8 protein-coding genes are annotated in these 13,562 nt (G+C 61.2%); 4 read left to right on the top strand and 4 right to left on the bottom strand.

Annotated features, from left to right (window positions below; translation table 11 throughout):
• Positions 1-155 precede the first annotated feature (155 nt).
• Positions 156-1,469 carry an MFS transporter gene (locus DSM104635_RS02305; RefSeq protein WP_158764649.1) on the bottom strand — a complete coding sequence of 438 codons (1,314 nt, stop codon included), beginning with the start codon at positions 1,467-1,469 and terminating at the stop codon, positions 156-158.
• A complete protein-coding gene (locus tag DSM104635_RS02300) occupies positions 1,470-3,767 on the bottom strand; it encodes a TonB-dependent receptor (protein WP_158764648.1) in 2,298 nt (765 codons plus the stop codon).
• 254 nt (positions 3,768-4,021) lie between these two features.
• On the opposite strand from DSM104635_RS02300, the gene DSM104635_RS02295 reads away from it, so the two are divergent.
• Positions 4,022-4,975 carry an alpha/beta hydrolase gene (locus DSM104635_RS02295; protein ID WP_158764647.1) on the top strand — a complete coding sequence of 318 codons (954 nt, stop codon included), beginning with the start codon at positions 4,022-4,024 and terminating at the stop codon, positions 4,973-4,975.
• Here DSM104635_RS02295 and DSM104635_RS02290 read toward each other — a convergent pair.
• Entirely contained in the window at positions 4,956-5,942 is a 987-nt protein-coding gene (locus tag DSM104635_RS02290) for a LacI family DNA-binding transcriptional regulator (RefSeq protein WP_158764646.1), read from the bottom strand. The two genes, DSM104635_RS02295 and DSM104635_RS02290, sit on opposite strands and share 20 nt — an antisense overlap.
• A 108-nt stretch (positions 5,943-6,050) precedes the next feature.
• Between DSM104635_RS02290 and treF the strand changes: the two genes are divergently transcribed.
• Entirely contained in the window at positions 6,051-7,709 is a 1,659-nt protein-coding gene (gene treF / locus DSM104635_RS02285; RefSeq protein ID WP_228445808.1) for an alpha,alpha-trehalase TreF, read from the top strand.
• Between the two features lie 147 nt (positions 7,710-7,856).
• Here the strand turns inward: treF and DSM104635_RS02280 are convergent, their stop codons facing one another.
• A complete protein-coding gene (locus tag DSM104635_RS02280) occupies positions 7,857-9,476 on the bottom strand; it encodes a hypothetical protein (RefSeq protein ID WP_158764644.1) in 1,620 nt (539 codons plus the stop codon).
• A 771-nt stretch (positions 9,477-10,247) separates the two neighbouring features.
• On the opposite strand from DSM104635_RS02280, the gene DSM104635_RS02275 reads away from it, so the two are divergent.
• The gene (locus DSM104635_RS02275) at positions 10,248-10,748 is read left to right on the top strand and encodes a thermonuclease family protein (RefSeq protein WP_228445807.1); all 501 of its coding nucleotides are present in this window, start codon (positions 10,248-10,250) and stop codon (positions 10,746-10,748) included.
• 857 nt (positions 10,749-11,605) lie between these two features.
• Positions 11,606-13,324 carry a TIR domain-containing protein gene (locus DSM104635_RS02270; protein ID WP_158764642.1) on the top strand — a complete coding sequence of 573 codons (1,719 nt, stop codon included), beginning with the start codon at positions 11,606-11,608 and terminating at the stop codon, positions 13,322-13,324.
• The last annotated feature ends 238 nt before the right edge of the window (positions 13,325-13,562 follow it).

Below are 13,562 nucleotides of genomic sequence, written 5' to 3'. Positions count from 1 at the left end.
ATGACAACATCTTACCAATGGCGCGAATGCAGCACTATTCCGGTCGGTCGCACTTCTGCAACATCCCAATAGCGGACTTCCGCGATTGAGAGCTGCAAAACGGACGTTGATGTTGGGCAATCGCTGACAGCAGCAAGGCTGAACCGGCGATGCGCTCAACATTCGCGAAGCTCCGCCGACGTTTTGAACGCCCGCTTGGTAACAACAAAGGTCGCTATCGCCAACGCCGCCGCAATAGTTACGACGAGTGCCAGCGATTGCCCCACGGCCGCCGGCGCCCCGAACACGTAGTCCGTTGTGAGCGCAACGCCGGCCGGCCCCGCGGTTAGGGCGATGACATTCACAAGCAGGACGTGAAGCGCCATGATCTGCGCCCTCATCGCTGGCGGTGATATCTGCTGCAGCGCGAATCCGCCAAGTACAGTCGGCGTCGCCATCAACGCATATGCGGCAAAGAGAAACACCGTAGCGAGTCCGAGCGGGACCACGACAACAAGGCCTAAAGCGGACACCGCGAGCAGCCCCACAAACCCAATCGCGAGCAGGATCGCCGCGTCGGAGCGGCCTCTCACGCGCAACGCGTCCGCGGCAATACCTGCGAGCCACGCGCCGGCGACGGCGCCGCTAATAGCGACTGCGCCCACCAGTCCTCCTGCCGCCTCGGCGTCGAGGCCGCGCACGCGGATCAGATAAGTTGGCGCCCAAGCGTTGATCGCGAGCACCGCGATCGAGAACATGATAAATCCCCCGCTCACACCGGCATAAGCGCGCCAGTCGCGCCACAGCTCTTGCGCAAGTCCAGTTGACGCTGCTCGCCCTGCGCCCGCCCCGGAGCGATCACCCGGCGCCAACGCAAGCGCAGCGGCGGCAACGACGCCCAGGAACGCCAGCGCAAGAAATGCAACGCGCCACGACTCAAAGTTTGCGAGCCATGGCGCAACGCGGCCAACATCCTCGGCATGGGCGACGAGCCAGCCGCCGCCAGCGAGCGCGGCAGCGGCCCCCAATGGTCCGCCCGCGCCGAACGCGCCGATGGCCGCGGCGATACGCTTGGGCGGCGCCGCATCGTAAATCCACGATAGCGCCGCCGGGAACAGCACGATTTCGCCGACACCAACCATGGCGCGCGCGGCGAACATGGACGCAAAGTCCTGCGCAAACGCAGACAACAACGACCCCGCAGACCACACCAGCAGACCCGCCAGAATCACGGTGCGACGCCTGCCACCATCGGCGATGCGAGCCATTGGCAACCCCAATACGCCCGCAAGGATCGCCACGGCGGCGCCCTGCAACAGGCTAAACTGAGTATCCGAGATACTTAGCGACGCCTTGATCGGATCGACGAGGATGTTGACGACGTGAAGGCTCGCGATCGCGTGCGCATGGCATAGCGCCAATGCAGCGATCACCCAGATCCATCCAGCATTCCGACGAACCGCGCTGGGCGCCGCATCGAGCTGCGTCAATCAGAAAGCCCGCCTCAACGTGACACCAGCCATTCGTGGCTCGCCGTAGGAGCCAGTGGCATAACCCAAGGCATTGTAGAGGTCGAGATTGGTGACCAGATACTCTTCATCTGTCGCGTTGGTGACGAACACCGCCAAATCGAACTTGGAGCCAAGCACTGAGGTCCAGTCGGCGCGCAGATTCACCAGGCTATGTTCATCCTGCGTGTTGGCGGGCGAACCCGGACCGTTGTCGCCAATGCCGACATAAATCTCGTCTTGATACGTATATGTGGCGCCGAGCCAAAGCTCGCCCGCTGTCGCCGGCAACGGCATTCGAAAGCGCGCGCCGGCGGCGAGGCGATTTTCCGGCGCGTTCGGATACGGCGTGTTGCTGAGGTCGTTGCCGAGCGGCGTGATGTAGCGATCGTAGCCCGCATCCATGTTGGAATAGGTCAGATTGAGCTCCACCCAATCTGAGAACCAGATCGTGTTTTGCAGCTCGAAGCCCGAGATCGTCGCGCTCGCCGCGTTGGCGGTGACGCCCTGCACGCTCCCGCCGACAACGGCAGCGGTCAACACCTGCGCGTCGGAATATTCGCTGTAATAGAGCGCTGCGTTGGTCCTGCCGCGCACGCCGCCCGCGCGCCAATCGGTTTTCACACCGAATTCGATGTCGCGCACAGTTTCCGGTAAGTACGTGTAGTAGTCGCTGTCGGTCGCGCCTAACTGCGTTGCCACAATGTTGAAACCGCCGCTCTTATAACCCTGCCGCGTGACCAGGTAGAGCAGCGTCGAGGGCGACATCCGCCAGTCGAGGCCAAGCGTGTAGGAATCGCCGTCATGCGATGCGCTGTCCGTGACGAGGCAGTTGTCCGGATAGACTTCACCGGCCACGCTGAAGCACGGATCACCTGGAGACGGAACCATCGTTGCCGAGCCGGCAAAGGCGACGCCGAACGATATTTCATCCCACGTATGTCGATAACCTGCGGTAAGACTCAAACCATCGAGCATGGAATCGAGCGCGAGCGTGCCTTGCGCGTACAGTCCCTTCGACGTGTTGGCCTGATCGATCTCGAACGTGCTTAGAAAAAATGTCGGCGCGAATTGCTGCGAGAAGCTCATGTTCTCAGGGTTCGAGCCGTCTTCATAATACCCGCCAACTTGCCAACGGAAGTGACCGTCGCCGGACTGGCCTTGGAGCTGTAGTTCTTCAGTGAACACTTCCTGGTTCTTGTGCCACGTGCCCGGCAGCGGGCCGGTCGAGTCCAGGATGATCAGCGGCGAACCATCTTCATCAACGCGCCGGCTGGTTTGGCGATGCGACCAGCTCACAATATTGCGCAGCGTGAGCTGGTCGTTGATCTCAAAAGACGTCCTGTTCAGCAGCGTGAGAAAACGACCGCGGTCATATTCGCCCGTCACGCTGTGGGAGGTGTGGCGGATGCCGAGTTCACCTTGATCGGCGAGCGCCGCGACCAGCGCGGCGTTGCCAGGGTTGACCGCCAGAAGGACATTGCCGGAGCCGGTCTCTTCATAGTCAACGTAATTGGCGAGGAAATAGCTTTCGACCTGCGCGGTTGGCTCGAACAAAACGCCAAGGCGCACAGCGTCGAAATCGCGCTCCTGATAGTCCACGTCCTGCACGACGTCGTGGGTGTAGCCGTCGCGATGCCCGGTCTGACCTGCTAGGCGCACCGATAGCACCGAATTGATCGGCAGATTGAGCGCGCCGCCAAACTCAGTGCGGCCATAGTCGCCAACGGTCGCGGTGAGGTATCCTTCGAACGCCTCGCTCGGCAAACGCGGCTCAAACAGGATCGCGCCGCCTGTGGTGTTGCGGCCAAACAATGTGCCTTGCGGCCCGTTCAGCACTTGCACCGACGCAAGATCGTAGTAGAGGCCAGGCCCCGCGATAGCGACCGGCACTTCCGCCAGGTACCCGACGACAGCTGGGCCGCCGCCAACGCCGCCCCCGGTTTCAAGCCCGGTCTCACCCTGTCCGCGCAGTGAGAACCATTCCTGATTGCGGCTATTGTATCCCGTGACGCTCGCGGACGGGACGAACTGCTGCAGATCGGTCAGAGATTGGATGCGGTTGCGATCGAGTTCGGCCTGATCGAGCGCGGTAATCGCAATCGGCACGTCCTGCTGCGATTCTGCAATGCGCCGCGCGGTGACAACGATCTCTTCGTTAGTGTCAGGATCCGCAGCACTCTGCGCAGCAGCGACACCTGGGCCAAACCCAAGCAAAGCAACCGAGCCAAGCACAAACGTCCAGTGGATCGAAGGCGTCCTGGCCAACTTGGATTTCATCAGATTACCCTCCCATCCGATCGCATTTGATCGTGGGAAGGACATGGCTCGGCGCGCATCCGGCGCCGCACATCCCATTATCCTCCCCGCACCCAACTTGTCGCGGGCGTTGGCCTATCAAACACTTTCTGCAACGCATTTCAAGACGTTTATGCAATCCATTTCAATAACAGCGAGGAAGGCTGGCCGAGCTAGGGTTGACACCGTAGACGCCCAATGAAATGCATTGCAGGTCAGGACATAGGAAACACCGGATGACAGCAGCCTCCCCCGTGGGCGCGGCCTATGTGCTGCATGGTGCGCCCGCACCGCGCACCGTGAGTAAGGCCGCGCAAGTCGAGCTCACAAAGCCGTTTCGTCCAGATCGGCCGACGCTTGCTGAGCAGCGCCAAGTATGCGCCGACGTCCAGGAGACGCTCGGCGCAAAGCAGCTCGACCGCTACGGCGTCACCATGGAAGACAGCGTTATGGGCGGCGTGCCCGTGCGCATATTCACGCCATCAACGATCGCACCGGATACTCGCGATTGTATTCTGCTTAATTTGCACGGCGGCGGTTTCACCAAGGATGCGGGCTCAATCACCGAGAACGTTCCGATCGCGGCATTGGCGCAAGCTCGCGTGATCGCCGCGCGTTATCGCATGGCGCCAGAGCATCGATTTCCAGCGGCGGTCGACGACGCGGAGAGCGTTTATCGGGCTCTGCTCGATCAATATTCGCCATCGCGTATTGGGCTTTATGGCACATCCGCCGGCGCGATCCTGTGCACGCAGTTGCTCGTGCGCCTTCAACAACAAGCGCTCCCTCTGCCTGCCGCCCTCGGCTTTTTTTCCGGCACCGCCGACCTCAGCCGAACCGGCGATAGCGAGTTTTTCTTCCGGCCTATCGAAGATATCGCGGCGCTGGACCAGCTCTGGGCGGATTATGTCGGTGAACACGACGCCTCATCTCCCGACATTTCGCCAATATTTGCAAACTTGAAGGTGTTTCCAGCAACGCTCTGCGTTGCGGGGACGAGAGATTTCTTGTTGAGCCAGACAGCGCTACTGCATCGCGCGCTGCGCCGCGAGGGCGTGGCCGCCGATCTCGTCGTGTTCGAAGCCATGCCGCACGCACACTGGATTTATCTGGAGCTCCCCGAGTCCGATGACGCCTTCGCCGTGATGTCGGCTTTCCTGCGTCGCGCCATCAAGTCTGGCGGACAATAAGTTCAGTGGGCAAGGTCACTGACTTTGGCCTTGCGCCATCGAGGATTTGAAACAGCTTCTCCACCAATAGCGCGCCGGCTTGGTGCGTATCTTGCCGGATCGTCGTCAGGGGCGGCGAAACATGCGCGGCGAACGGAATGTCGTTATAGCCGATCACCGACACATCCTCGGGCGTGCGCAGACCTGCCTCCCGCAATGCCACGAGAGCGGCCATGGCGACGATGTCACTGCCGGCAAACACGGCGTCGAATTGGGCGCGCTTACCGGCGAGCTTTTCTTTCATCGCCTGATACGCGGTTTCATAAGAGAAATCTGCAATCTCAAGGTCGATCACCGCAGCAATGCTCCGCCCCTCTTTTAGGCCGGCCTCCAGGCCGCGGCGGCGCAGGTCCATTTCCGCGTGCGCGCGATTGCCGATGAACAGGGCCCGCGTTCGTCCCAATTGGGCAAAGCGTCGTCCCGCCAACACGCCGCCCGCCAAGTTATCGCTGCCGACCGCGCAATAAGGCTGTGTGTCGTCAACCGCGCCCCAGACGACGAACGGCGCGTTTGTTTTCGCCAATTCGCTGAGCCAGGCGCCGTTGGTGCCCTGGCCTAGGAAAATGAACCCGTCGACCCCCTTCGACGCCAACATCCGTTCATAGGCATGGGCCTCGTCGGACTCCGCCGAGCACAACAACAGGTCCTGGTTGCGGATCGACAATGCGCGCGACACATCGGCCAGCAACTGAAAGATGAAGGGCGCTGCCACCGCCCTGCCGGATTGCTGCGGCAAGTGCAGCACCACCGCAATGATGCTGCTCCGGCGCGTTCTCAGGCGCTGTGCGTTGCGATTGACCGAATAGCCGTGCTTGACGGCGATGGCGATGATCCGCTCTTTGGTGGCGGCATTGACCAGCGGGCTATCCTGTAACGCGCGCGAGACGGTGGGCTTGGACACCTTCGCCAGACGCGCGATGTCGTCCATCGTTTTCGCGGCGCGGCGCACGCCCTGCCGCGGCAACTGTCTCTCTGACACGGCCTTAAGTTTCGCCACCGATCTCTCCTGCTCTCTCGGTCTGTTGCATTTAATTTCATGAAACGCAATCAGACGCCTCGATCTAGCACGTCACCTCTTGACGAAAGGTATGCAATCGATTGCAATATTGAGGCGAGGGAGAACGCCGTGAGCATCCGAACCGAGCCTGATGACGAGCTAGAGCACGCGCCGCCGTCGCAACGCTTCGCCGACATTTTCGCCTCAATCCACAGCGCCGCGGGGCCTGCCATCGATACCAAGGCGTTCGCTGACGCTGAAACCGCACACTCCCCCGACCTTGTGCTCGCCGACTACCGCAGCCGCGCAGGCGAGACGCTGGCTGACTTTCTCTCGCGCTGGTTCGTGTTTCCTCATCATGGCCACAGCGCACCGGCGTGCCCGACGGGCGCATCCATGCTCGCGCGCATCAACGCACTGTGGCCTGCCCTCACGCGCCATACGCCGGTGGTGGCGGCGCATTCCTCGCTCTTGCCAATGCCCGGCCGTTACATCGTGCCCGGCGGCATCTTCCGCGAGTGCTATTACTGGGACACTTACTTCACCATTGTCGGCGTGGACGATCTCGATCTCAGACGCGAGTGCGTCGACAATATCGCTTCGATGATCGACCGCCACGGCTACATGCCAAACGGCAATCGCACCTATTATCTCAGCCGCTCCCAACCGCCGACATTTTACGCCGCTGTTGCGGCGCTTGATGAAGCAGCGCCCGAGCGCGCCTTCGCGCACTACTTGCCCCAGCTTGTCCGCGAGCACAGCTTTTGGATGGATGGCGCGCACACCCTCAGCGCGGGCCAGACGCACCGGCGCGTCGTCGCCCTGTCCGACGGCGCTTTGCTCAACCGATACTGGGACGATCGTCCGCTTCCTCGCGACGAAGCCTATCGTCGCGATCTCGATCTCTGCGCGGCGATCGCTCATCGAGAACCCGAAGAGCTTCATCGCGAGATCCGCGCTGGATGCGAGACGGGATGGGATTTTAGCTCGCGCTGGTTCGCCGATGCGACTTCCATCGCCACTATTACGACGACGTCGATTGCGCCGATCGACCTCAATAGCCTCCTGTTTGGTTTGGAAAGAGCAATCGAAACAGGCGCTCGGCATCGCGGCGACACCATGTTGGCCGAGGCGTTTCGCGAACGCGCTGAGGCGCGAAAGTCAGCCATTGAAAGGTATCTCTGGAACGAAGAGCTAGGGTGTTTCGACGACTACGATTGCCGCAACGGACACTTGCGCCACCGCCTCACCGCGGCATGCGCCTTTCCGTTGTTCACGGGGCTCGCCGCTCCGGCCCACGCGGAGCGCAGCATTGCCACGATCACCGCCCACCTGTTGGCGGCGGGTGGGGTCGTCACCTCGCTCCGGGTCACCGGCGAACAATGGGATGCGCCGAACGGCTGGGCGCCGCTGCAATGGGTGGTGATTGAGGGCCTGCGCCGCTGCGGCGCTGAGGCACTCGCGGCGTCTATCGCGGAACGATGGTTGCGCTTGGTCGCGCAGGTCTACGGCCACACCGGTAAGATGCTGGAAAAGTATGATGTGGTAGCTTCCGAACCAGGCGGTGGGGGCGAGTACCCGCTGCAAGATGGGTTCGGCTGGACCAATGGCGTGACAGCAGCGCTCATCCGCCGGTTCCCCGAATTAGCTCACATCGGCGACACCGTGTTTTCCGGGCTTGCGCGCACGTCAGGCTGACGAGACGTTTGCTCCCGCACGGCGCGATGCCATCGAATATTCAAATCCCCGTCAGACGTCGTCTCAAACATCCCAAGAACGGACCCTAGGGGTCTCCTTCCCGATAGCGGACATCGGCAAGCTAATCACGCCAGCGAATCGCTGCGATCACTCTTCGTCATCACTGCGGCGGCGGACTTTAACGCCCAGTCGGCGCAAGCTCTCATCTATTGTTCTCAACGCTGATCGCACCGCCGGCTGACTTGGCGCATTGCGCAAGCGCGCAATCCTTCGCACTTCCGCACGTACACGCTGTACTTCAGCGACATCACTCATGCGTCTCGTCACCAGTCCGATCGCCTTGATCATGTGGTCTTTGGCGTATTGGAACTTCTCGCCTTTTTCGCCGCCCGCTAACCCGGACAATAGCTCCACTGTCTCTGAAGGTTCGGCGATGCGGCACATCGTGTGCACGACTTCTCGTTTAAAGGCATGGAGGCCCTGCGTCGTCCGTATCCCGGTCAGGATGCGGTAAAGGTCGTCCGGCTCTATGTAACGAACATTCTCATCGTGTTCACGCAGCGCGAGGTGGAAGGTCCGGAAAAGGATCTCTTCATCCTTGCTACCTTCGGCAGTGCCGATGGCAAGTTCGATCGGATGCGAGAGCTGCAAGTTCCGCTGCTTGGCAATCGCCTCGATGAAGGCGCGAGTATCCGAGTTTCGCGTCGAACCGTAGATCTGCCGTAGCTGCGTATCGAGATAGCGCCGGAAATCGACGAAGGCATTCAAACGCAGGCGCGTTAAATCGAAGTCCGCGGCGCCGTCAGCACTGCTAGACTTTGTGCCTCTAATGGCGCGCGCCAACTCAACGCGCTCTACGAACGGATCGAGCCGCGAAATATGTCTGTTGCGGTAGAGTTCTTTCTGCTGCCGGTTCCGCGTCCAAACTCCGATCGCTTGCGCTAGCGATGCGATCAGAACCAGATCCACCATCACCCGCGCCAGAAAGATTGCGTGACGCGACGCCGCCCCGTGAATCGCGATCATGTCAGAGCTAGTCTCGACGCCATAAATCTCAGCCCAATCGACGATTGGGATCGCTTTGGCCAGCTCGATGCCAAAGAAACCGAACCAATCTCCGAAACTGCGTCCCTCAGCATTAGAGAAGAGGTCGGGACCAAATACCGCTCCATTGTGCGCTTGCATCATCGCGATTGGCGCAGCGAGGAATACGAAGATGAAACCCAGCAAGGTCTCGTCGCGAAAGTCCTCGCGGAAATCCATGCGATACGGTGCCGTGGTTCTGTATTCAGTCATGGCCGCAAGGGCGCGGTCCTCTTCGACCCAACTCCAAAGTCGCGAGACCGAAATCGCAAGCACGAACACAAAGAAGGTTGGGATCAGCCCATAGGGCGCGGGCAGATACCATCCCATCACGCACAATGCCGCCAAGCTGCCCGCGAGGGTCAGATAACGCATCGCCATGCTGCGATGGCCCATACCGGCAACATGGGCGCTGATCCTGACAAGGATCGTGTCGACCCAATCGTAGAACGCGGCTAGCCAATAAAAACGTCGCGCTACCCATTCCAGCCCATTGGCGAGCGAGCGAACGGGCGCCGCCTCCGCCAACGCGTCCACAAATACGACGGCCGCGAAGAGACCAATCACACAAAAGCAGAGGACGAGGCCAAACCGGGTCTGCAGGCTCAGTGCAGCACCATCGCCCGCGACGTATGCCAAGCCGCCAATAAGCAAGACGGTGACCGTTGCAATGAGCGCACCCATCGCTTCCGCATCACGCGTTTCAACGATCGTTTCTTCCGCGTCCGTCGGGACGACCGGCGCATCCGGCGCGACGACGCGTCCGAAAGCGTCGGACTGCGATTGCGCTTTCGCGCGCGCCTGCGCTTCAAGTTCGGCCCGCCTTTGATCGCGCCGCTCACGATCATAGGCGGCAAAGCGTGCGGCGTTGAGAATACGTGGAAGGAAACTTGCGGCGAGATAGGCGAAGAAGCCCGTGATTAGGATGATCGGGACCGCGGCGCCCAGTCTAGACCCACGAAGATAAGGCGCGGCCGAATTCGCATCGACATAGGCCAAACTCGCCAGAGCGCCCAGAGTAGCAAGCGTGGCGAGTGAAAGATAAACGCGTGGCCCTTCTGCGAGATCGGATCTGGAATCTCTAAGGAGCAGCAGCGCCGGCAGATATGCGATTACAGAGCTGCTCGCGAACAAGGCCTGCACCTCGGCGCTTGCGAGTATCGGAGAGCGATAGAAATGCCAGATAGCCACGCCGGCGAGAGCGCCGAAAGCGACTATCATCCAAAGGACGACGAGGCCTTGCGCGCTGGCGAATTGCCAACGCGCCCATCTGCCTAACCAATTCATGGTCAGGCCGCCCTGGCCTTCGGCCATGTCGGGCGCAACTGCGTCAGTCATGACGCCCACTCCCCTACCCGGGTCGACCCTAGCGTTCTGGTTGCAGCGCGCAATGTCTGACCCATAGATGTGCGACGCGCGTCGATGGATCAGGGGGAATCAGCGGTGAGACATCTATTGGCGGTTTTCGCCTTCGCACTTGCCGCATGCCATCCGACGCCCGCGCCGAAGGCTCAGACTGGAGAGCCGCCCGTCCTCGTTCCTCCATCGGAAGCAAGCACGCCGTCGTTACCGACAGAGTGGCAGATCACCTCAATCGATTGGGATGATGCCGACAGTGGCGACATCAATGGCGTGCGCTTTCGCCTCAGCGATGTTGATGCGCCCGAGACAGGAGGACTTGGCGCCGCGATTGGCGCAGCGAAATGCGAGCGTGAACGCACTCGGGGCATCGCTGCCAGGGAATGGATGCAAGAACGCACCCGCGACATCGGCAGTCTGCGCATTACAAACACCCACGGCTACGACCGCATGGAAGAACCACGCCTACTCATCGATCTCTCGGTGGGTGGAGTTGATGTTGGACGTCATGGAATTGAAGCAGGCTATCTCGCGGCCTGGCCCCATAACGGCTCCCGTGCAATGGCGCCCAAACCAGACTGGTGCGCGGAAGGGTAAGGCTAATTCATCCCATAAGCGGACTCTGGCTCAGGTGCGTCGCAAAGCAGACCTTGGCCGCGTGAGTCATGACCGTACGTCTCCTTCTCTTTCGGCGCGGAGACGTGATGCGTATTGGACTCGGCCTTGAACTTCGGCTTGGGCAAAAGCCGAAAGCGCGTTTGGCGCCAGGCGAGTCAATGCCGATATCGAGCAGGGCATCCGAACGCCCGCACGGGCAAGCAAACTCCATGATCGCACCGACCGTATAGGTCTCGCCAACAACGAACGGGACCTGCTCTCCCGTGACATGGTTTGGGGCGGCGTTAACACATAAAACCAGATCGCCAGGGCCAACAGCGTAGCTCATGGAACGCATCCCTTATGCTTTCCGGAAAGATGGCCCCAGACCGACAGGCGGCAAACACTGCGTCTTCTTGAACTGAGTTCAGACCAAGTGAAGACAAGGTTGGGCGTCGCCGCGCGTGCGCGCGGGCGGGCGCTCGTGCAAAGCACGGCGCCGCGTTCCGCGTCGCCGCCCTCCGAGCTTCGATCCCTGACGCATGAACTGCCGATGCCATCGTGCTCGCACGGGTCAAGCCGCGCTCCGCTCTTCGGGCTTGACCCGTGCTTGCGCGCGATGGCCGTGAGATGTGGTCGGGACGCGGGGCGTCCCTCGAGTTTAACTTCGCTTCGCCTCCGGCGGATCGAACCCCGGGGCTGAGGTGAGAGGCCGTCAGTTACGTTCGCGCGAACAGCGGAAGTCTCGTCAACGCGGGCGCGGCTCACAGCATCACAGGCGCTTCGGAGCGGCTGCTACTCTGAAGGGCTAGCGAAGACAATGTTCCTGTTTGATAATGACGAGACAGGGGGCGGCCATGGCGGACATCTTCATTTCCTATTGCAGTGCCGATCGCGACCGTGTTGCTCTGCTCGCTCATGCGTTGGAAGCAGAGGAGCTCAGCGTCTGGTGGGATCGCGCGCTTGTGCCTGGCGCGTCCTTTGAGACAGAAATCGATCAAGCGCTCAAAAACGCCAAGGCAGTTCTGGTGGTGTGGTCACAAGCTTCCGTGCGCTCGCTTTGGGTCCAGTCCGAAGCAGAATCCGCCCGAAGCGCCGCTATGCTCGTCCCAGTCGTGATCGAAACCTGTCAGATCCCCCGCCCATTTGACCGGTTGCACACGAGCGACATGACCCAATGGCGCGGTGACCGCGGCAACCACGGTTTTCCTGAAACGGTCGAAGCGTTGCGGTCACTCGTGGAAGGACGTGCGGCGAAGCCTATTCCATGGAAACGCCGCATCACGCTCGCAGCCGCCGGCGCCAGTGTTGTTGGATTGGTCACATTCCTTGCAGCAATCACCGGAATCGTGGACGCCGGAGTGCGCTGGTCGACATCTGAAACGTTTGCAGCGCGATCCTCCGCCGAGCTTACTCCCGACGGGAATATCGGACCGGGCACTCAAGACGGTTTTCGCCGGGCGCTCGGCGATCTTGCGCGGTCGACTGATCTCAGGACCCAACGCGCACTCAATAGCCTTGAACACGGTTCGCGCGATGAGGCGATCGCCACGCTATCGTCATTGGCGCGGGATCAGGGCAGCGCCATTGACGCGCAAATGGAGCGCACCGCCAACCTCTGGCGACAAGTCGGACTTTTGCAGTTCAACGAAAAGCCCACTGAGGCGCGGATGGCGTTGGAGGAAGCGCGCCGCTTCGCGTCGAATGACGTTGCGATTCTGACCGCTTTGGGGGTGCTCTATCAACGAGAAGGACGCCTAGACGAGGCCGCGCAGCTCTTTGGCGTCGTGCTCGCGCAAGGCGCGCTTGGGCCAAGTGAAGAAGCGCGCTTGCGCCAAGTCATGGGCCAAGCCTTGCTCGACCGTGGCGAAACGGAAGCGGCCGAGCGGGAGTTTGAGAGAGCAACGGAGCTTGCACGCGCGGCCGTCGACGACATGTTGGAAGCCGATCTGATGATTGATCGCGGATTGGTGGCGCTTGACCGCGGCCGCCACGGCGAGGCGCGGGCGCGCTTCTCCGAAGCGCGCGACTTCGCGAATGCAATCGGCTACCCGGAATCCATGGCCTACGCGGACTTTAACACCGCTGAAGCATGGATCGGCGACGCCAACTTCACTGCCGCCGATCAGTTGTTGCGTGAGTCGCAGCAAGCCGCCGCCCAGCAAGAAGACGGCTACCTTTCCCTTTTTGTAGCCGTCAGTTTCGCTCGACTTGCACTGCGGCAAGGAGATTACGATCGCGCCCTGTCTGTCGCGGAGGGTGTTCGCGAGCGCGCCCGCGTTGAGGGCATGCGCAGGGCGGAAATGGAAGCCGTGCTGCAGATTGTCGAAGCTCAAATCCTTCTGCGACGTTTTAACGATGCAGAACGGAGTGCCGGCGAAGCGCAAAATGGCTGGCGCGCGCTGAGAGCGGAAAACAACGCAGCGATCGCGTCCGCTCTTGTGGAGATCGCAAGATCGCATGATCCTGACCGCGCTGCCGAAGCCTGTACAGTGCTCCGTTCTGCACCCGCGCAACGCGGTTACGCCGGTCGCGAAATCCAGCGCCTGCGCTCGCTTGCAGCATGCCGCGCCTGAGCGATCAATCGCATTGCGTCAGGTCGATTGCGCTTGTCCCGCGCCTACGCGTGACGGAGGGCAGTTGACGTTCGACGCATGCGAGTTGCTCGTGCGTCAAATACAGGGGCGACTGGGTTAAGCTGGGATCGCTTGATTGACGCCGCGCGCGGCCCGCGGTCGTATTGCCCACGCCTTGCCCGCGTGTTCCAGAACGCTCGCCGCACGGACCAAGTGGAACTCGCACCAGTTCGGATTC

The sequence above is a fragment of the Terricaulis silvestris genome, from assembly GCF_009792355.1.
Classification (GTDB): domain Bacteria; phylum Pseudomonadota; class Alphaproteobacteria; order Caulobacterales; family Aquidulcibacteraceae; genus Vitreimonas; species Vitreimonas silvestris.
This window is presented reverse-complemented; position numbering and strand designations above follow the sequence as displayed.